14 protein-coding genes are annotated in these 21145 nt (G+C 46.1%); 10 read left to right on the forward strand and 4 right to left on the reverse strand.

Features of this window, described 5'->3' with window-relative positions; all coding sequences use genetic code 11:
* Window positions 1-187 precede the first annotated feature (187 nt).
* Both BMZ56_RS02490 and BMZ56_RS02495 read left to right on the forward strand, forming a co-directional pair.
* On the forward strand, window positions 188-1924 hold the full coding sequence (locus tag BMZ56_RS02490; protein WP_090623762.1) for an ABC transporter ATP-binding protein: 1737 nt from the start codon (window positions 188-190) through the stop codon (window positions 1922-1924).
* Window positions 1914-3674 carry an ABC transporter ATP-binding protein gene (locus BMZ56_RS02495; protein WP_090623765.1) on the forward strand — a complete coding sequence of 587 codons (1761 nt, stop codon included), beginning with the start codon at window positions 1914-1916 and terminating at the stop codon, window positions 3672-3674. The genes BMZ56_RS02490 and BMZ56_RS02495 overlap by 11 nt, the downstream gene beginning before the upstream one ends.
* On the opposite strand, the gene rsmI is transcribed toward BMZ56_RS02495, so the two are convergent.
* Window positions 3671-4333, reverse strand: coding sequence for a 16S rRNA (cytidine(1402)-2'-O)-methyltransferase (gene rsmI, locus BMZ56_RS02500; protein WP_090623768.1), 663 nt, complete (start codon window positions 4331-4333; stop codon window positions 3671-3673). The two genes, BMZ56_RS02495 and rsmI, sit on opposite strands and share 4 nt — an antisense overlap.
* A gap of 206 nt (window positions 4334-4539) precedes the next feature.
* Between rsmI and serS the strand changes: the two genes are divergently transcribed.
* Together serS and BMZ56_RS25375 are read left to right on the forward strand one after the other, a co-directional pair.
* Entirely contained in the window at window positions 4540-5811 is a 1272-nt protein-coding gene (gene serS, locus BMZ56_RS02505; protein ID WP_090623771.1) for a serine--tRNA ligase, read from the forward strand.
* Window positions 5812-6220: 409 nt separating this feature from the next.
* A complete protein-coding gene (locus tag BMZ56_RS25375; protein ID WP_143072821.1) occupies window positions 6221-6955 on the forward strand; it encodes a DUF6266 family protein in 735 nt (244 codons plus the stop codon).
* On the opposite strand, the gene BMZ56_RS02510 is transcribed toward BMZ56_RS25375, so the two are convergent.
* From BMZ56_RS02510 to BMZ56_RS02520, 3 genes are read right to left on the reverse strand one after another with little or no spacing between them, the layout of a single operon-like run.
* Window positions 6840-7541, reverse strand: coding sequence for a class I SAM-dependent methyltransferase (locus BMZ56_RS02510; RefSeq protein WP_090623774.1), 702 nt, complete (start codon window positions 7539-7541; stop codon window positions 6840-6842). The genes BMZ56_RS25375 and BMZ56_RS02510 overlap by 116 nt on opposite strands.
* Window positions 7531-8703, reverse strand: coding sequence for a nicotinate phosphoribosyltransferase (gene pncB / locus BMZ56_RS02515; RefSeq protein WP_090623776.1), 1173 nt, complete (start codon window positions 8701-8703; stop codon window positions 7531-7533). Before pncB ends, BMZ56_RS02510 begins: the two co-directional genes overlap by 11 nt.
* 43 nt (window positions 8704-8746) lie before the next feature.
* Window positions 8747-9502 carry an SGNH/GDSL hydrolase family protein gene (locus tag BMZ56_RS02520; RefSeq protein WP_090623779.1) on the reverse strand — a complete coding sequence of 252 codons (756 nt, stop codon included), beginning with the start codon at window positions 9500-9502 and terminating at the stop codon, window positions 8747-8749.
* A gap of 324 nt (window positions 9503-9826) precedes the next feature.
* On the opposite strand from BMZ56_RS02520, the gene BMZ56_RS02525 reads away from it, so the two are divergent.
* The 6 genes from BMZ56_RS02525 (at window position 9827) to BMZ56_RS02550 (ending at window position 21129) form a co-directional block, all read left to right on the forward strand.
* On the forward strand, window positions 9827-10945 hold the full coding sequence (locus tag BMZ56_RS02525; protein ID WP_090623782.1) for an SGNH/GDSL hydrolase family protein: 1119 nt from the start codon (window positions 9827-9829) through the stop codon (window positions 10943-10945).
* Between the two features lie 135 nt (window positions 10946-11080).
* The gene (locus BMZ56_RS02530) at window positions 11081-11644 is read left to right on the forward strand and encodes an RNA polymerase sigma factor (protein ID WP_090623785.1); all 564 of its coding nucleotides are present in this window, start codon (window positions 11081-11083) and stop codon (window positions 11642-11644) included.
* Window positions 11645-11711: 67 nt separating this feature from the next.
* The gene (locus BMZ56_RS02535) at window positions 11712-12947 is read left to right on the forward strand and encodes a FecR family protein (protein ID WP_090623788.1); all 1236 of its coding nucleotides are present in this window, start codon (window positions 11712-11714) and stop codon (window positions 12945-12947) included.
* 239 nt (window positions 12948-13186) lie between these two features.
* Window positions 13187-16546, forward strand: coding sequence for a SusC/RagA family TonB-linked outer membrane protein (locus tag BMZ56_RS02540; protein WP_090623792.1), 3360 nt, complete (start codon window positions 13187-13189; stop codon window positions 16544-16546).
* Window positions 16547-16555: 9 nt separating this feature from the next.
* A complete protein-coding gene (locus tag BMZ56_RS02545) occupies window positions 16556-18097 on the forward strand; it encodes a RagB/SusD family nutrient uptake outer membrane protein (protein ID WP_218146434.1) in 1542 nt (513 codons plus the stop codon).
* Window positions 18098-18180: 83 nt separating this feature from the next.
* Window positions 18181-21129 (forward strand): CIA30 family protein, encoded by a 2949-nt coding sequence (locus BMZ56_RS02550; protein ID WP_090623795.1) that lies wholly within the window; start codon window positions 18181-18183, stop codon window positions 21127-21129.
* Window positions 21130-21145: the final 16 nt, after the last annotated feature.

The following is a 21145-nucleotide window of genomic DNA, read 5'->3' on the forward strand; positions in this document are numbered from 1 at the left end:
CTAAGTTAGCAAAGATTTATTGAAAGGCGGTTCATCGGGCGAAACTTCCCTAAAACCCTTTTTTCAGAAAAAGTAATGTTACAAATAGCAGGATTGTTTAAAAAGGAATAACCGTTGTAATATATTTGTCGCTCACTCGTCTTTAAATTAAACCATAGCACGGAAATCGAACATAAAATTTTAGAAAATGAGGAAGCCTTTAAGGAATAGAAAAAAGGATTCAGGTATTTTTAGTCTATTAAAACCTTATACATTCTTATTGACGTTGCTGCTGTTATTTGCTTTTTTCAGCAATGGTTTAAACCTATGGATTCCTAAGCTTATCGGTAATGGCATAGATGCGTATCGCGACCATCATTTTTCTTACCCTACCCTTATTACAGAGTTCTGTATCGTTGTCTTTATCATCTTTGTATGCACCTATTTGCAAAGCATTTTGCAAACCTACGTTTCCGAAAAAGTAGCGCGGGATTTGCGCACGCAACTCGCGTATAAAATATCCGGACAGTCGTTTGCCTTTATTAAAGAAGCCAACCCCTCCAAATTATTAACCAACTTAACGGCAGATGTGGATTCGATTAAGCTGTTTGTCGCCCAAGCCATTGTTTCCATCGTTTCCTCGTTGTTTATTATTATCGGTGCGAGCATATTATTGCTAACCATTAACTGGAAATTGGCACTCGCCGTAATTGCCATCATTCCAATTATTGGCGTTACTTTTTTTCTGGTATTACGTAAAGTGCGGGCACTATTTATTCAAAGCAGGGCCGTTATTGATTGGCTCAATAGAATAATTAATGAAAGCATTTTAGGCGCCGCGATCATTCGGGTAATCAATTCGCAACAATTGGAGTATGGGAAATTTCTGGAAGCCAACACGAAAGCAAAAGAGTTTGGGCTTTCCATCCTTCGCTTATTTGCAGCGCTTATTCCCATCATTATTTTTACCGCTAACATGGCCGGATTGGCTATACTAATGTTGGGTGGCCATTTTGTGATTTCGGGCGGTATGAGCCTTGGCGATTTCGCAGCCTTTAGTAGTTATTTGGCACTGCTGATCTTTCCTATTTTAGTCATAGGTTTTATGAGCAATGTAATTGCACAGGCTACAGCTTCCTACGAACGTATCAATCGCGTACTAACGGCACCGGATGTAGGAGAAGGGGGTACGATAACAGCAGATTTAAAAGGGGCAATCCGGTTAGCCGCTGTGTCTGTTAATTATGGGCAGCAGCCCGTTTTGAAAGCAATTTCATTTGAGGTAAAGCCCGGAACAAAAACAGCTATTATAGGTCCTACAGCAGCGGGTAAAACCCAATTATTGTACTTGCTTACCGGACTGATACAGCCTGACACAGGAGTGATCACATTGGACGGTCGTCCTATCCAAGCCTATGATGCCGACTGTTTTCATCAGCAGCTTGGTTTTGTTTTCCAGGATAGTATTATTTTTAACATGAGTATTCGAGAGAACATAGCATTTAGCGATAGCGTGACAGATGATTCATTGCGAAAAGCCGTCGCTACGGCCGAACTCGAAAATTTCATCAACGAATTGCCAGATAAATTAGATACCGTTGTTTCCGAACGGGGGGGCAGTCTTTCGGGCGGGCAAAAACAGCGTGTTATGCTGGCACGGGCATTGGCGCTAAATCCGAAAATTTTATTGCTCGATGATTTTACTGCCCGTGTAGATCATAAGACCGAGCAGCGGATTTTGGAAAATATCCAGCATAATTACCCCGATTTAACACTGATTTCGGTTACACAGAAGATTGCTTCTGTGGAAAATTACGATCAGCTGATTTTACTAATGGACGGAGAAATTTTAGCCATAGGGAAACATCAGGAATTAATGCAGACAAGCCCGGAATATATACAGATTTCCAATTCACAAAAAAGCACGAGCCACTATGAACTATAACCTAAATCAATTAACGGCGAAGGAACACAAAACGTCTACGGTCTCTTCCCTTAAACGGTTATTGAGGTTGATAGCGCATGAACGAAAAAACCTGCTCTTAGCGCTATTGACGATATTGATTAACGCTACGTTGAATTTGCTGGGGCCTTATATAATAGGACATACAATCGATGCCTATGTGATAACGAAACAGTACCACGGCCTATTTGTGTTCTCCGCGATCTTATTAGGCATGTATTTAGCGGTGCTTTTAACAAGTTACTTGCAAACAAAGTTGATGGGTAGTATCGGGCAGCGTTTATTATTTACCCTTCGCAATGCGATCTTTAATAAACTGCAGCGGCTACCGGTAGCTTTCTTTAATCAGAATAAAGCCGGTGACCTCATCTCGCGCGTTAATAATGACACCGATAAACTAAATCAGTTTTTTTCTCAGGCATTGACGCAGTTTATCGGTAGCATCGCTACGATGACCGGTGCGGGAATCTTTTTATTGGTCATAAATGTCAAACTGGGATTGGCGGCATTGAGTCCAGCAATCTTTATTCTGCTTTTTACAAAAGTAGTATCTCCCTGGGTAAAGAAGAAGAATGCCCTTAACCTGAAAAGTACCGGCAGTATGAGTGCAGAAATCCAGGAAAGCCTGGATAATTTTAAAGTGATCGTTGCCTTTAATCGCCGTGACTATTTTCGAAAGCGCTTCGACGAAACTAATAAGGAATACTATGGTACTGCAATTCGCGCCGGATTGGCCAATACGATTTTCCTTCCGGTTTATAGCCTGTTTTCCAGTTTAGCGCAATTAACTGTTTTGGCTTTTGGGATTTATTTAATTACCATTGGCGAGTTTACGGTTGGATTATTGGTAAGCTACCTCGCCTATTGTGTTAATTTCTATCACCCATTAAGGCAGCTTGCTTCGCTTTGGTCGAGCTTTCAAGTTGCCATGGCAGGCTGGGATCGGATTTCACAGATTCTGTCCTTAGAAACCAATTTAAATAGGGTTACCGTCGAAGCTGCGGAAACTTTTAGTGCCTTACTGGAATTTAAACAGGTGCATTTCGCTTATCCGAATGGTAAGGAAATCCTTCATGACATCAATCTCCGCTTGGAAAAAGGAAAGACTTACGCGTTGGTGGGCCCCACGGGCGGTGGTAAGACGACCACTGCGTCGTTGATGGCTCGTCTATATGATCCGACGCAGGGCGTTGTGCTGTTAAAAGGCAGGGATATCCGGTCCTATGAACCGGCGGAACTTGCACAGAAAATTGGCTTTATCCTCCAAGAACCCTTTTTGTTCAGCGGAACAGTAAAAGAAAATATTCTTTATGGCAATGGTATGTATAACGCCTATACGGATGAGCAACTGAAAGAGCTAATCAACGTCAAAGGTCTGGAAGAACTCTTGTCTGTCTTTGATCGGGGTCTTGACACGGTAGTTTCATCCAATGCGGATAACCTCAGTCTCGGGGTGAAGCAGGTCATCGCATTTATTCGCGCAGTATTGAGAGATCCGGAACTACTCATTCTCGATGAAGCAACTGCAAATATTGATACGGTTACGGAACAGCTGCTGGAAAAAATCTTGAAGAAGTTACCGGAAGAAACTACGTTGGTGATCATTGCTCACCGCTTAAATACCATCGAAAATGCAGATGAGATATTTTTTGTCAACCTCGGAGAAGTGACAAGAGCAGGCTCTTTTCGTGAAGCAATTAACCGCTTAATGCAGGGAAAAAGAGCCAGTTAAAAACCCTGTACACAAACCACGAATTCGCCCTTGATGGGATTTGCCTCAAAATGTGCGATCAATTCACTAAGCGTACCCCGCACGGTCTCTTCAAACACCTTACTGATTTCGCGCGATACGGAAGCCAACCGTTCTTCGCCGAAGGTATCGGCAAACTCCAGCAGTGTCTTCAAGAGCCGGTGTGGCGACTCATAAAAGACCATCGTTCGGTTTTCATCGACTAACGCTTTCAATCGCGTTTGACGTCCTTTTTTTACCGGAAGAAAGCCCTCGAAGCAAAACCGGTCGCACGGAAAGCCCGAAGCTACCAATGCGGGAACGAAAGCCGTGGCACCAGGCAGACACTGGATCCCAATGCCATTTTTAATAGCTTCACGCACCAAAAGAAACCCCGGATCGGATATCGCCGGTGTGCCCGCGTCAGAAATTAAGGCGACGGTCTGGCCTTCTTTCAGGAAGCGGATCACCTCATTAACGGCTTTGTGCTCGTTGTGCTGATGATGGGCATAGGCTTTTTTTTCGATGCCGAAATGCTTGAGTAATGGAGCACTGGTACGGGTGTCTTCGGCGAGGATGACATCGGCCTCTTTCAGGATGCGGATGGCCCGTAGGGTCATGTCTTCCAAATTGCCGATCGGAGTGGGAACAAGGTAAAGCATTTTTTATTATTTTTCCGCTAGTTAAAATGGTCTCTCAATGGCAGCGGAGAGACCGATCACTTACTTTTATAGGCAATCGTGTTTGTATTGCATATAAAAGTAAGTTTATCTAAGTTTGCCGACACAAATTAAACGAAACCCTCATGGTTTTCAAAAAAAATCATGACAGCTTCGTCACCGATAAAAGTAAATAAATAGACGAAAATATGTTGCAAGTTAATTATATCCGCGAAAACCGTGACCGTGTGGTCGAACGATTGGCAATCCGGAACTTCAAAGCGCTGGAATTGGTAGACGAAGTGATTGCGCTTGATGAGCACCGTCGACAGCTCCAGACCGAGTCGGATTCCATTGCTGCGGAGGCCAATGCGGCGGCACGGCAGATCGGCGAACTGATGCGGCGGGGTCAGCGCGACGAAGCGGATGCAATTAAGGCCCGTTCCGGCGGATATAAAGAACAACAGAAAAAGCTGGCCGATGAGCAGGCGGTGGTAGAAGCAGATTTGTATGAAAAATTGGTGCTTCTGCCTAATCTGCCGCATCAATCGGTGCCAGCTGGTGTCGGCGCAGAAGACAACGAAGTGGTGCTGGAGCATGGTCATCGCCCCGAACTTGGGGAAGATGCGTTACCTCACTGGGAACTTGCAGCTAAATACGACATCATCGACTTTGAACTCGGTACCAAGGTCACCGGTGCCGGATTCCCGGTGTACAAAGGTAAAGGAGCGCGTTTGCAGCGCGCGATGATTAATTTTTTCCTTGATCAAGCGGCAAAGGCAGGCTACAAAGAAGTACAGCCACCTATTTTGATTAATGAAGCATCGGGTTTTGGTACGGGTCAGTTGCCTGACAAGGAAGGACAGATGTATCACGTTGGAATCGATAATCTTTACCTGATTCCTACGGCAGAGGTGCCGGTAACCAACCTCTACCGCGATACCATTATCAAAGAGTCGGATTTTCCTATTAAAATGACGGCCTACACACCCTGTTTCCGGAGGGAAGCAGGATCCTACGGTGCCCACGTACGTGGACTGAATCGGCTGCATCAATTTGATAAGGTCGAGGTGGTGCAAATCGTGCATCCCGACAAATCCTATGAGGTGTTGGAGGAAATGAGCACCTATGTGCAATCGTTGCTCCAGGCGTTGAACTTGCCGTATCGGGTATTGCGACTTTGTGGTGGTGATATGGGATTTACGTCAGCGTTGACTTATGATATGGAAGTTTGGAGTGCTGCCCAGAAGCGCTGGTTGGAAGTCTCGTCCGTATCCAATTTCGAAACGTATCAAAGCAATCGCCTGAAAGTGCGCTTTAAAGGTGAAAACAGTAAAACCCAGCTGGCCCATACGCTCAATGGCAGTGCCCTGGCCCTTCCCCGGATCGTAGCTTCTCTGTTGGAAGATAATCAGACAGAAAAAGGTATTAGGATACCTGATGTACTGGTACCTTATACAGGGTTTGAATGGATTGAATAATGTTTGGGTTTACGGATTGTACCCTTTAATCTTCGAGTCCGGGATAAAAACAGGCGATATGCTTATAATTTTACAACAGCACCTGTGGTTTTCCAAAATTGTTTCCGCTATCCGGTGTTTGTGGATCTAAAACAATTCAATCGCTAAAAAGGGGCTTTCTGCCCCTTTTTTCTTTTTCACTCCATCAATTTCCAACTGTATTTCTTTAGTTGTTTACGTCATCTCCATGAGATGTTCATGCATTATTTATATTTTATAATGTATAAATAGAGTTTAAACTAAGTTATAACAGAGGGTTAACATAGGTTACAACTATATTAAATATCTGTAAAAACTTTATATTTATATTTTTAATTATATATTTGTATTGGATTACTCTTGGATTAGTTATACAGTAAATACGATCATTATGGCGATAGCAGAGCGTGGGATTAACGGCCCGTTCCGAGGCAAAGTAGGTTCGATAGTCGGATATACGCTAAATGGGCAGAACGTAATGCGTTCGGTTGGGAGGCGTACAAGACCATTTACCGAACTGGAGTTGTTGAATCAGGCGAAGATGAAAGTAACATCGGAATTTTTAATGCCGATAAAGCCTTTTGTAAAATTCGGTTTCCGGACAGAAGCGCCCGAGGGCAGCAGGATAGGAGCGTTCCAATTGGCGCAGTCTCAGGTAAGGAAGCATGCCTTGGAGATCGATCCGGAAGGCAATCCATTTGTCAATCCGGCGAAAGTACTGATTTCGAAAGGGAGCCTTGAGCGGCCCTTAAACTGTTCGGTAACGGCAGAAGGCGACCGATTGTTTCTCCGTTGGGATTATTTGAACCGTGGCGGGTATGATCGGCTTCTCACACTGGCATATGATGGTGATTCATTCCGTTTTTTTCGGGATTTGGGCGCCGAGCGGCGTAGCGGCGAGGATACCTGGGATCTTCGTGGGCTTGATTTGCTGGAGCAACCCCTTCACGTATATGCGGCATTCCGGCATACGATGACCGGAGAGATATCGGATAGTGTATATTGTGGGGCTATTGGCCCATCGGTTCCATCCGCGCCAGATACTGGTCGTTCTCGTCCTCAAACACCACCTGTACCACCCAACCCTCCGTCCGGGCAATACGCACTAACATTTCCTGATCAATAAACAGCCAGTTGAAGGGCTCCCCGGTCACGCCTTTGTATTCGTATTGGTAGCGGATTTCCCCCTGGTATGCATGTGGCCTTTCAACCGATCCATCGGCATAGAGGTAATTGATGTCGGACGAATCGAATAACAACTGTCCCCCTTTACGCAGCAATGCGCGGCAGTGTTGCAGCAGTGTGCTCAAACCCGCGACGGTTCCTGCCAGGCCGACACCGTTCATTAAGAATAGCAGCGTGTCATATTGTTCTCCGCGATAATCGAAAAAATCGTGCAGCAGCACATTTCGGATACCCCGCTGGCGCATGACGGAGCAGGCCCCCGGCGAAAGTTCCAGTGCAGTAACATCGAACCCACGCTCCTGCAAATACAACGCATGGCTACCCGCACCGGCCCCCACATCCAATGTACGCCCGTCACAAAGGGCTAGGGCAATATGCTCCAATTCCGGGAAATCTCCGGGTTCTCTGAAAAATACATCGATGGGCATTTCTTCTAAGTCGCCATAGCTGGTGTGCAACATCAGTTTGTCGCGGGTGTTGCCAATGAAATAAGCATGGAGGGCATCGCCCAAAACATCAGGCGCCATGGGGGATATGCAAGATTTGTTGGGCAAGTGCAATGGCTTCTGGATCGCCCGTATGCTTACCGGGTTCATCCGAAAGTTTGATCACCGGTGTCCATTCCGCTTCCTCGGGATACGCTTCCGTCATTTTGAGAACAATGTTCATCGGTGTCAGCCCCACGTCGTTGGTGAAATTAGTGCCGATGCCGAACGAAATGCCGATGCGAGCCTGGCAATAATCGACTATGCGAGCAACCTTATCATAATTCAGTCCATCGGAGAAAATGATCGTTTTGGACAGTGGATCAATGCCTTTATTTTCATAATGTTGGATGGTTTTGTCGGCGAATAACAACGGATCTCCACTGTCGTGGCGGACGCCATCGAACAGCTTGGTGAGTTTTTTGTCGAATTGTGTGAAGAAGACATCCGTGGTATATGTATCTGAAAGCGCTATTCCGAGGTCGCCCCGGTACACATCCGACCAATGCTCAAGTCCCAGCAAATTGGCCATCTTGAACCCATATTTGGCTGCATGGAACATAAACCATTCGTGCGCATGGGTTCCGATGGGTTTCGTTTGGTACAACATGGCCATGTGGACGTTGCTGGTGCCGATAAATGAGCCTTCGCCATATTGCGTGAGGGCTTGTACGACCAACCGGTGTACGGGATAAGAATGGCGCCTCCGGGTGCCAAATTCGGCGATGGTAACGCCCAATTCCCCGTACCGCTTGATTTTTCCGCGCACGGTCTCCATTACCTGTTCATCCGGTTGACGCTGTTGGCCCGTCATCCGGTAATAAAGCTCGCAGATGAGCGACATGACCGGTACTTCCCACAGGATGGTGCGGTACCAGTATCCTTCAATGGATACCGAGAGCTCTTCGCCGTGCTGCTGGATGTGGACTTCTTCCGGATCATACCGGTAACCCTGCAGGAAGTCAAAATAAGTGGGATCCATATAGGGACAGGTAACCGCAAAGAAAGTTTTTTCGGGACGCGTCAGTTGTAATTTTGCCAATTCATTGATTGCCTCTCGTAACTCTTCAGCAAACCCCTCAGGAAATTTATGCCCGCCCCGGTTGATGAAGCGGTACTTTGCCTTTGCCTTCGGAAACAGCTTCACCACTGCATTTTGCATGGTGAATTTGTAAAAGTCGTTATCGAGTAGGGAATTGATCATGTTGAGTTGCTTGTGATCGCTATCAGCAATCGGCAATTAGCTATCACCTCACTCCTGCCAGCCAGGCTTCAGCCATTAACTGGGCTCCGGCCAACGAAGGATGTACACCGTCGCCAGTCCAATAGGAGGGAGCCGCCACTTTTCTTGCTTCATCAAACACCCGCTGATAGGGGATAAACGCAGCACCATATTCCGTGGCGATTTCGCGTGCTGCACTACGGTATTCGTCGAAAGCCGGATACCAGGCATCTGTTACCGCTTTTACGTTGTTGACGGCGAACGGCTCGCCGATAACGAGTTTGACGCTGGGAAGCGCGGTCAACGTGCGGTCAATCAATTTGCGGTAATCGTCGCGGTATACCTGTATGGTGCCGTCATACTTTCCGTTGAATTTGTGCCAAAAGTCGTTTACACCGATGAGGATACTGAGTACATTCGGTTTGAGGTCGATGCAGTCTGCATCCCAGCGGTCGGCCAATTGATATACTTTGTTGCCGCTGATCCCTCGGTTGTATACCGTCAGCTGCTTGGATGCATATGTATTCAATAGATTCGCAGCCGCCAGAAACGCGTAGCCGGTTCCCAATGCCCGGTTGTTATTAGGTGCTTTGTTTTCTTTATCCCGTCCTGCGTCCGTAATTGAATCTCCCTGAAATAAAACGATGTCGTTTTCCTGAATCCGGATTTTCGGTGCCAAGTGGGATGATTTTACGGCGGCTTTGACAATTTCGGGGAGGCTGACCGCCATCGCGGCTCCCATCAATGAGGTTCCTATAAAGGTTCTTCTGCTTTTATCCATGGCTAACAAATGGTTTTAATGGTTTCAAACATAGACATATTTCGTTTTATATGCAATATTATCGGCCTTTTTGAAGCCATTTCCGATCAACGGATAATTAGGATCTAGGTGTTTGTAGCGTTAGGTTGTCTGCAGTTATCACCGGCTTGCGGTACCGGTGGTTATCGCCGACAATTTGTTTTTTGAAGAAATGATTTGTTTTTTTGAAGGAGCGTACGGCATTGACGCTACCTACATGGGGCGGTTAATTGGCGGAGATGGTTTTTCCAGCAATATCAATGCTTATTTAAAAGCATGTTTTTTTAAACGAACAACAAAGCATATATGAATAGACAAGGCTACATCTTTTTTTTAGCGTCGTTTTTTAGCGTTCTCTTTTTAAACGCACAGGAAAATGGACAGATGAAATGGCATGATCCGTCAAAAGGAGATTTTCGAACGGTACATAACCAGTTGTGGCATGGATCAGAAATCGCTTGTTATTACGACAGGCTACCTGCTAAGGCAGAAAATGAGGTAAGGAAGGAGGTCTGGAATCTTTCCAGAAATGCAGCAGGTTTAAAGCTTGTGTTCACGACAAATGCGACTGAAATTACGGTCAGATACGTTGCTTTAAAGAAGAATTACGCGATGGATCACTTTCCTGCTACAGGAGTTTCCGGTATTGATCTTTTTGCCACGAATGACGATGGGACCTGGACATGGGCCAATGGCTCGTATAGCTTCAAGGACACGATAACCTATACTTATTCAGGATTGGATTTGGATAGAGATCGCTATCGTAACAGAAGAGAATTTCACCTTTATTTGCCACTATACAATACCGTAGAGTGGTTGGAAATAGGCGTACCTTCAGCGAGTTCCTTTACATTCGTTCCGGTTGCGGATGAGAAACCGGTTATCGTTTACGGAACATCCATTGCCCAAGGGGGGTGCGCTTCAAGGGCTGGCATGGCATGGACCAATGTGTTGGAAAGAGCCATTCATATACCGGTGGTCAATCTTGGTTTTTCGGGCAATGGCCGGCTGGAGAAAGGGGTTATAGATCTTATCGCAGCGAACGATGCCCGCATTTTTGTCCTTGACTGCTTGCCAAATCTTAGCGGTGAAATAGAAGCGATTGTTTCAAAGACTCGTGAAGCGGTGCGTACGATTAGCGCACGCCATCCACAAACGCCAATTATTCTTGTCGAACACTCAGGTTACCTGGAAAATAGGATGAATACCGGAGTGGCCAAGAGAATTCGATCGGTCAATGACGAGTCATTAAAAGCCTATAAAGCGCTAAAGTCGGAGGGAGTGGAGAACCTTTACTATTTGAAGTATGAAGACATCGGTTTGAACCAATATGATTCGGTAGACGGTGTCCATCCCACGGACGGGGGCATGCTGAAGTACGCTCAGGCATACGCGAAGCTCATCCAGGAAATTCTAAATAAATAGGAATTTATGGGCAAACAATTTGAATCGCATCCGTTGCAGGAAACTCAGTATTTATATAGATTTGACGTACTTTGCAAAAACTTGTGCAACAAAGATTAAATGCCAATGTAAACGAAGCGCCATTATAAATTAAGCATGATTAACGAATTTAGGGAGGGTCATGAGGACTCATTTAATGCACTATACAAAGAATTTTATCGCCCTTTACGTTATTTCGCACTTAAGATAGTCGACGACGAGCAGGAAGCTGAAGATATCGTCACGGAAAGTATGGTTAAACTATGGCAGCGCAGGACCCGGTTTTCAGACATACAGCAAATAAAGTCATTTCTTTTTACCATCACCCAACATGCTGCTTTGAATGTGCTGCGCAACCGGCGGCTGCAGAGCGATAAACGAAAATTTGTGGCAGAAGAGGCCGAATCTGCGAATAACACTACTTTTTTTGATGAATTGGTATTGACCGAACTGATCTCAAAAATAGCGGCGGAAGTTGAAAAACTCCCCAAAGCGCAGCGGGAGGTATTCAAGTTAAGTTATTTTGAAGGATTCAGTACGGAAGAGATCCGAGACTCACTCGGGATGAATCCCGCAGCTGTCTATACGAACCGCAAGCGTGCTTTGCAATCGTTGCGCAATTATTTTAGACACCTGGACCTTTACCTCTATCTCCTGATAAGCTGGTTACTCATTAACTAATGCCAGGCATTACAGTAGTTGTAATTTTTTTTGATTGATTTTCAGTTAGATATATCCATTTTGCCAAATGGAAGTCAGATTTTGGCGAATAGGGTGTTATGGTGTCGTAATGATGGATAAGGCCGAACATATTGCCCAGTTAATTGAGAAGCAGATCGCCCAAACGATAACCGACGAAGAGCGTGCAGAACTTAATCATTGGATGGCCCAAGATGCGCATCGCGAGGGTTGGGTACGTCGGATCAGCGAGGAACGTTTTATCGTACTGGAAGCAGGCCGATTTCTGTCTCCGGATGCCAACGACGTATGGCAGAATGCGAGGTTGACAAAGGAACTCCGAAAGAGCAGGAGGCTCCTTACCTTCAAACGGTGGCTACCTTATGCTGCGGCTTGCCTCCTGGCAATGGTTATGGCCACTTGGTTTTACCAGTATCGAACAACTCCTCCCTCTGAATCTAAATTTGTGGAAGCGCAGGATATAAAAGCCGGATCAAACAAAGCAGTGCTTCGGTTTGCGGATGGCACAACCGCTGAGTTAAGTCCATTGCAGTCAGGTGTTGTGTTTGACGGAACGGCGATCAGTTACACAAATGGCGACCGACTACTTATCGGTAACGCTACGGACCCTGTGGCAGATAAGTTATCGGCCTCCGACTATGTTACCCTGAGTACACCGAAAGGGGGACAATACCACGTGATACTTTCAGATGGAACGCAGGTTTGGCTTAATGCCGCGAGCAGCCTGAAACATACACCTTCGTTTTCTTCATCCGTTCGTACCGTGGAATTGGAGGGTGAAGCTTACTTTTCCGTTGCAAAGAGCCGGGATTCAGCGGGAAACCCGAAACCATTTGTGGTGAAAACAAAAGGTCAGGAAATTAGGGTGCTGGGTACGGAATTCAACGTTTCAGCTTATCCCCAGGCCCATACTATAAAGACTACGTTGGTAACGGGGGGTGTCCGGATCGATCCGGTTAGGGGTGAGGGCATGCTGTTGGCGCCAAATGAACAGGCAACGCTATCCGCAAATTATGTGCTTGGCAAACAAACCGTAGACGTCAGTGATGCGATTGCTTGGAAAGAAGGAAAGATTTCCCTGAACGGTAAAACCATCGAAGAAGTTATGGATGAGTTATCCCGCTGGTATGACCTTGAGATTACCTTTGAAGGTACCATGCCCAGTGGAAAGTTCTTTGGCAGGGCTAACCGAAGCAGTAATCTGTCGGTAGTGTTGGCGCTCCTTGAGAATGCACAACTCTCGTACCGGATGGAAGGAAGAAAACTAATTATCTCAAAACAATAAACCAATTTATAACTTTAAAAACTTGATGATTATGAAAAGAGACCACTAAACGAAATCTAACAAACTGAAAAGGAGAGTGGTGGTACACTCCCCTTGAAGTTCGGATATCTGCTATATCCAATTGCGATTAACTAACATAGTTTACTATCCAAACGCTGTAAACTTACAAATCTTATGCATAATAGCAAAAGAATGCATTTCAATTGCGTTTAGTTTACGGCGTAAAACAATAGACCTTAATGAATATCATTTATGTATTCCGAGTGATGAGATTAGTTGCACTCCTTTTATTTTGTGGGTTTTTACAACTCAGCGCAGCCAGTTATTCACAGGAAATTACACTGAAGGGAAACAATATACCCTTAGTATCGGTTTTTAAATCGATCAGCCAACAAACAGGCTACGAAGTAGCGGGTTTTGAGATTTCGTTGGACAAGGCAAAACCGGTTACGGTTTCGGCAGAACAAATGCCTATCAAGGACTTTTTGCAGTTGATTTTTTACAATCAGCCGTTTACGTACAAAATCGAAGGACGTACCATATTTGTTGCCGAAAGCCAAAAAGCAATGAAACGGCGAACTGAGAACCGGGCGGGGGCCGTTTCGTTTATTAGTCAACGCGTTGTCACAGGTAGGGTTACGGATGAACAGGGTAATCCCCTTGAAGGAGTTACGGTTCACCTCAAGAATACCGAGACAACCACCACAACAAACGCCACGGGAACGTACCAGATTACTGTATCTCCAGCCGATGCCAGGTTGGTTTTTTCAATCGTAGGTTTTGAGCAACTAGAGTTGGCCGTTACGCCTTCGGGCATTTTAAATGCAGTTATGATACAGGCTGAAAACACGCTGGACGAAGTTGTCGTGATCAGTTATGGTACACAGAAGCGAGAACTTGTAACTGGAGCAATCAGCTCGGTAAGCGCGAAAGACCTTGAAAAGGCGCCCGCCACTCAAATCGGGCAGCAGTTGCAGGGACGATTGCCCGGCGTTCGCATTAACCAGTCTAGCGGTACACCCGGAGAAGGTATTTCTTTTCGAATCCGCGGACAAGCGTCAATCGCAGCGGGAAATGCGCCGTTGGTCGTTATCGATGGCTTCGCATCCAGTACCGGCCTCGAAGCGTTAAGTCCCGTTGACATCGAGTCCATATCCGTATTAAAAGATGCGTCTGCTACCGCTCTGTATGGCTCACGTGCCGCCAACGGTGTGATACTGGTCACAACAAAACAGGCGAAAGCGGGCTTGACAGATGTCGGCGTGAGTGTTTGGCGTGGATTCCAACGCGTTCCGCAGCGGGGGAGACCGAATGTAATGAATGCCCGGCAATTTGCACAATACAAAAACGAATGGTACAGCGATCAGGGTTTGGAGGTTCCCGAGCGCTATCAGAATCCGGAACAATATGGTCCAAATGATGGCACAGACTGGTTCGACGTTTTATTAAACCCGAACGCTGCAACACAGAACTATCAGCTCTCTGTCTCAACGGGAACTGAAAAAGTGAAAACGGCGATTACCGCAGGTTACAATAAACAAGACGGTGTGATGTTAAATACCTTTGCAGAACGGTTTACTGCGAGGGCTAATAACGTATTTACCATATCCCCGAAACTCACTTTAGGATTGAACGTTGCCTCTACGTACCGTAATTCCCAGAATTTACCAACCGATGGAACGTGGAATATTATTTCCGCGGCTTATATTATGGATCCAACGCTGGAGTATAAAAATCCAGACGGCTCACTTCCCATCGGTTTTTCATCTCCGGGCATGTTTCCCAATCCAAACTGGTATCGGGTACTCATTGAGCGCGAGAATCCGTTGGTTCGTAAAAATGTATTAGTCAATGCGTTCGGTGAATATCAGCTACTGGAAGGACTTACCTACAAGCTGAAAGCCGACGTAGATGTGGGGGATTCAAAGGGACGCTATTGGAGCCCGTCAACCGCCCAAGGGGGGATGTTTACGGCGCCACCAACACCGGCCACAGGATCCTATAGTACTTCTGATTATTCAAACTGGCAGATAGAAAATACGTTGAACTATGATCGCCGGTTTAATGAAAAACACAGTGTACAAGCCTTGTTGGGATATTCTGCCCAGAAAATTCAAAGTGAGTCGAGTAACATTGTCGGCTCCGAGTTTCCCGATGACGAAATTCCATGGATTACTGCTGCACCCGTCAGAAGAGGGGATGCATCGATCACCGAACTATCGCTTTTGTCAACGTTCGGACGACTGAATTATGCATACGACGATAAATATCTTGCTTCGGTATCCCTCCGTAGAGATGGATCGTCACGATTCGGGGATGAAAAGAAATTCGGAACGTTTCCCGCCGTATCCCTGGGATGGATTGCATCGAAGGAAGGTTTTCTTCAAAAATACTCCGAAACGTTGAGCTTTTTGAAATTCAGGGCAAGTTACGGCGAGGTAGGGAACTATAACATCGGAAATTATACCCATTTAAGTGCGATAGGAAATTCAAACTATGCCTTTAATGACGCATTGGTTGCGGGTAAAGCCAAGTCAAATTTGGGCAATCAACTGTTAACTTGGGAGACTACGGTTCAAGGTGATGTTGGGGTTGACCTCGGGTTGTTTAACGATCGCATATTTTTTGCTTATGACTATTACTGGAAAACGACCAATGGATTACTATACGCCGTTGACGTCCCGTTGGCGTCCGGTTTCAGCAGTATCCAATCTAACATTGGTGAATTCGAATTCTGGGGTCATGAATTCAGTGTAGAAACCAAGAATTTTATAAAGAACTTCAAATGGAACACGGTGCTAACCTTCTCTCTTGACCGTAATCGGGTTAAACAATTGGGAACGGAGAATACGCCGATCGGAGGATATCAGGAAAATGTAGATTTCATTCGAACAGCTGTGGGCCATCCAATCGGTCAATTCTACGGCTATGTCTACGAGGGAATCTTTATGAATCAGGACGAGCTGAATCAAGGTCCGCATATCAGGGACTATGGTGGTTCCACGATTGGTTCTGTCCGTCTAAAAGATATAAGCGGACCTGACGGAGTACCCGATGGCATCATAGATGCCGCATATGACAAAACGTATATCGGCAACCCCAATCCAACGTTCAGTTTTGGACTGACTAATCGGTTATCCTATCGGAACTTTGATCTGGATATCCATATGGTGGGTCGGATCGGTGGTGACCTGTTTATGGGCGAGTTATTGTGGACGGAGAACCTGGATGGTGTATTTAATGCGAGACCCGAAGTAGCCAACAGATGGCGATCGGAGGATAATCCAGGAGATGGCGTATTTCCCCGGACGAATTCAAATCCGTTGCACCGCTTCAATAACAGTCATCATATTTACGACGGATCTTATTTAGCCGCCCGGAATATTTCATTGGGGTATACCTTCCAAATTCCACCTAACGGCACCATTAAGAGCGCGAGGCTATACGTCAATGCCCAGAATGCCTTTATTATTACCAACTACCCGGGGATGAATCCGGAAGCAAGTGAGAGCGGGCTGAATGGCCTGAACGAAGGGCGGGATTTTGCCCATTATCCCATACCACGCGTATTTACAATTGGCGCCGATTTTAAATTTTAATTCCGACGAATGATGAAAAAGACAATATTTTACACGTTCTTCACGATCTGTTTATTGAGCTCTTGTGGTAAAGAATTTTTGAAGCTTTCTCCCCAAACCACCGTGACTTCCGGGTCATTTTTTGAAACCGAATCTCATTTTGATCTTGCGTTGGTAGGCGTATACACGCAATTGCGTGGAATAGTTTCTGCCGGGCATTACATGGATGAAATGCGATCTGATAATAGTTTTTTCCGCTACTATGCACCAGACAGAGGGCCGGCAAACTGGGTAGAAGACATCATACAATGGACAGACCAATCCCAAACCACCGTCGTAAATAATCGTTATTACAGCGATTATCAGGGTATTTCCCGCGCAAATGCCATCTTAAATCGATTGGATAATTCGTCGCTGACAGATGAGGCCAAAACGCGGATTTCCGCTGAAACGCTTTTCTTAAGGGCTTTCTATTACTTTGATTTAGTGACGCATTATGGAGGGGTTCCTTTGTACCTCAACGAGGTGGTAGATGAAGCCTCCGCGTATCAAGCACGGGCATCGGTTGAGGAGGTGTACCAGCAAATTGTTGCCGATTTAGAGAAGGCTATACCGCTATTACCCGTAGTATCTGCGTTCCCGCAATCGGGGAGGGCAACCAGAGGAGCCGCGAAGATGTTATTAGCAAAGTCATTTATGTCCATGCCACTCCGGGATTATGCCAAGGCGGAGATTGAGCTGAGAGATGTTACCAACATGAATTATGGTTTGCTTGATCGTTACCTAGACAATTTCAACCCGGCAACGAAGAACAACAAGGAATCCATTTTTGAAATACAGTACATGGAAGGGGACGACGGGCAGCAAAGTGATTTTATTTATTCAATGCTCCCTAAAACAGCCAATACGGCTGTTGCCACCGGCATATCGGTTAATAATGTGGTAGCCGGTGGTTGGAATGTTCCAAATCAGGGATTAATCGATTCGTATGAATCGGGCGACGAACGATTACCTGCCTCGGTGAAAATTATGGAAGGTACGCTAAATGGTGGTTCGTTATCTACCGACCCTGTTACCTATATCGCGATTAAAGATATCGGAGGCTATTCGCCCCAGTCTGGTAATGTCTATTTTCCATTCGTTGCGAAATATTTGCATGGTCCATATAGTAAACCTTTTAATACGGGTCAAAACTGGCCGGTATTCCGCTATGCAGACGCATTGTTGCTAATGGCCGAATGCTTGGTTGCACAGGGAAAGGGTGATGAGGCATTACCGTTTTTAAATGCGGTAAGAAAGCGGGCCGGCCTCTCAGATTTGTCGGTGGCCACGGTAGACAACGTTTTGCTCGAACGACGCCATGAATTGGCATTTGAAAACCATCGGTGGACCGATCTCATCCGGAACGGTAAAGCGATCGAAGTCATGTCGGCCTACGGTGCTGAAATGAAGCAGCGGTATGATTTTCTTCCCGAAGCTTCCTTCAACGTAACCGAGGAACGGTTGATATATGCAATTCCCTTCAGAGAAACTCAGATAAATCCCCAACTGGTTCAAAATTCTGGCTACTAACGGTTCCGGAATGGGTAACCCAGTCGGCCACACCAATTTTTGGTGTGGCCTAGGAATGGTATTTCCCAATTAACTCCGATGTAATGAAAAATTTCACCCTATTATTCCTTTTTGTCTTTGCGTTGATACATGCGTACGCAAATGAGCATAAAGACGTTATCATCGAAAACAACTACTTTCGTTATTCCGTCGGCGCAGATGGCACGAATCTTTCTTTTGTAGACAAATCTACCGGAACGGACTTTCTTGACCACCGAACCACTTCCAAAATCGCATCCCTGGTTATCGATGGGCAATCATTGGTTGCCGAATCGGTATCCTATCAACGCGGCCAATTGGAGATCGGTTTTGGGAGTGGAGTCGGAAAAGCGCGTGTGAAGATTAGCGGAGAACCGGATCGAATGGTCTTTAGGGTCGTCAGCGTTCCCGACCGTGCCGAATCTTTTACCATCATCAATATTCCCCTGACACTGGATGGACAACCCTACGAAGCATTTTCGGCATGTGTGCTTTCCATGAATCTCTTTACGCATGTACGGCAGCTGCCACCGCTGCAAACACATTTGTGGGCGCAGTGCTATGCGCGGTTTGGATTCGAAGGGGCAGAATTTGTACTACTTGGCCTACCCCAGGAAAAAAACCTGCCCGTCATCCGTGATGTAATGGCCAACGCCAAAGACATACCGCTTTCCCGGGAAGGTGGCGCTTGGGCCCAACTTAACAAGGAGGGGTATGGCTCGTACCTGATGAACTTCGGAACACTAACGGAAGAAACAGTTGATGAATGGATTGAATTGTGTAAATCACTGGGGTTTAATCAGATAGATAGTCATGGAGGCGGAGACTTTTTTGAATTCGGCACCCTGGAACTCAACCAAACAAAATGGCCCGATGGATGGGCATCTTTTAAACGGATCAATGAGAAACTGCATGCCAATGGAATATCACACATTTTTCATACGTATGCATTTTTTATCGATAAGACATCACGTTACGTTACTCCGGTTCCCCATGAAGACCTGGGGTATGCGGGTACATTCACCCTCGCGGCGCCGCTAGATAAAGCGGCAGACGAAGTAGTGGTAAACGAGTCGACGGCCGATATTTCTACCGTCACGGGCTTTCATACCGAAAATAGTGTTACACTACGCATTGGAGATGAGTTGATTGAGTTCACTGGTGTTACCAAAACGGCCCCCTATAAATTCATAGGTCTTAAACGTGGGGCAAATGGTACCGTGCCCGCTTCACATCAGGTGGGGAGCATCGGTTATCACCTGAGCGAGCGCTTCGGAAGGTTTGTGCCGGGGCCAAACACCAAACTGTTCGATGAAATCGCAAAAAAGCATGCTGATATCGTAAATCAATGCGCCTTCGATGGAATTTACCTGGACGCGATTGATGGCAGTGCGGTGCTGGGGGGTAAGGACGATTTTTGGTATTACGGTTCAAAGTTTATTTTCGAGATGGCGCGACACCTGAAGCGTCGGGTAGGCATGGAAATGAGCTCGATGGTTCATCATTGGTGGCATTACCGGTCGCGATGGCAAGCGTGGGACCGACCTGTCCGGGGCTATAAACGTTTCGTTGATATTCATCTCGCGTCCATAAAAGCGCCAAGTCTTTTCCTGCCCGATCAAATCGCGTCCAATGAATGGGAACACGGGATCTGGCGTGGTCATTCTCCCCTGATTGATAAATATGCCGGTGTCGAAAACGGACAAACCAAACTTCCACTTCATTTAGGCTGGTGGGGCAACCAAACATGGGATCCCCCGCAGGTTGAACCCACTTTCCCCGATGATATTGAATACCTCGCCACCAAGATGATTGCAAACAATGCGGGATTCTCTCAATTGGGTGGTGTTGACTCGGCCACGTTGGCCAAGAACCCTCTTTTTAAACAAGCAGCAAATATCCTCAAGCAATATGAGACATTGCGACATCAACATTATTTCAGCGACAGCGTGCTTAGTCGGCTTCGCCAGCCCGGCAAGGAATTTACCTTGTTCAAAGAGTTGGATGGAGGATGGAATTTTAGGCCCATTACGTATCGCAAGCACAAAGTAGCTGGGAACGGCCACCCGACGGCTTCCTGGGTGGTAGCTAATGAATTTGAAAAGCAACCGCTAATGCTTCGGATCGAACCCTTGATGTCCGTCAAATCCTACGACGATCCATCGGGTATCGTCCTGACGGATTTTTCCGATACGCAGCAATTTGACAAAGCAATCCGTTCAACAGGAGTTTCGGCTAGCCTGGCAACGGCAACCGAGCGGACAGGCAGTGGCGAGGTTGCAGGAGTTTTGATCGGAAAAAACGAAGGTGCGTCGCCTAGGGAGGGGGCATACGTTAATTTTGAAAACAAATACGATTCAATCGTAAACCTATCCGGGCATCAGGGGCTAGGTGTCTGGGTTAAAGGCGATGGTGGAGGTCAACTCCTTAACCTGAGTGTCAGAAGTCCGTTGCATATTTCGCACGGAGCGCACGGCGATCACTTTATAAAAATCGATTTTACCGGATGGAAATACTTCGAGCTGGTGGAGATCGAATCGTCTGCAATCAGCGACTATATGTGGCCGGATGACTCACATTTTTACGTATATGACTCCTATCGGCATACCGTCGATTTCTCCGCCATTGAGTCACTCCAATTATGGTATAATAATTTGCCGGAAGGAAAGGAAGTTAAAACGATAATTGGTCCTGTTAAGGCACTTCCACTTGTTTCCACTACGATTAAAAATCCGTCGATAACTGTCGGCGGCAAGAAGATTGTCTTTCCCGTAACGATGGAATCGGGAATGTACCTTGAATTCAGGTCTGCGGACGATTGTAAACTATATGGCTCTAAAGGGGAACTTATTCAAGAAATCCACCTAACGGCAGACATCCCGGAATTGCAGACAGGAAACAATGAGGTCCAGTTTTCATGCGAAGGGCCCCATGACGTTAATCCCCGTGTTCAAGTTACGGTCATCAATGAAGGTGCCCCGCTGGAAAATGCCCACAATTCAACTATAAAGTAAACAAAAAACACATTAA

Origin of the sequence: Parapedobacter indicus (assembly GCF_900113765.1) — a bacterium.
Taxonomy (GTDB): domain Bacteria; phylum Bacteroidota; class Bacteroidia; order Sphingobacteriales; family Sphingobacteriaceae; genus Parapedobacter; species Parapedobacter indicus.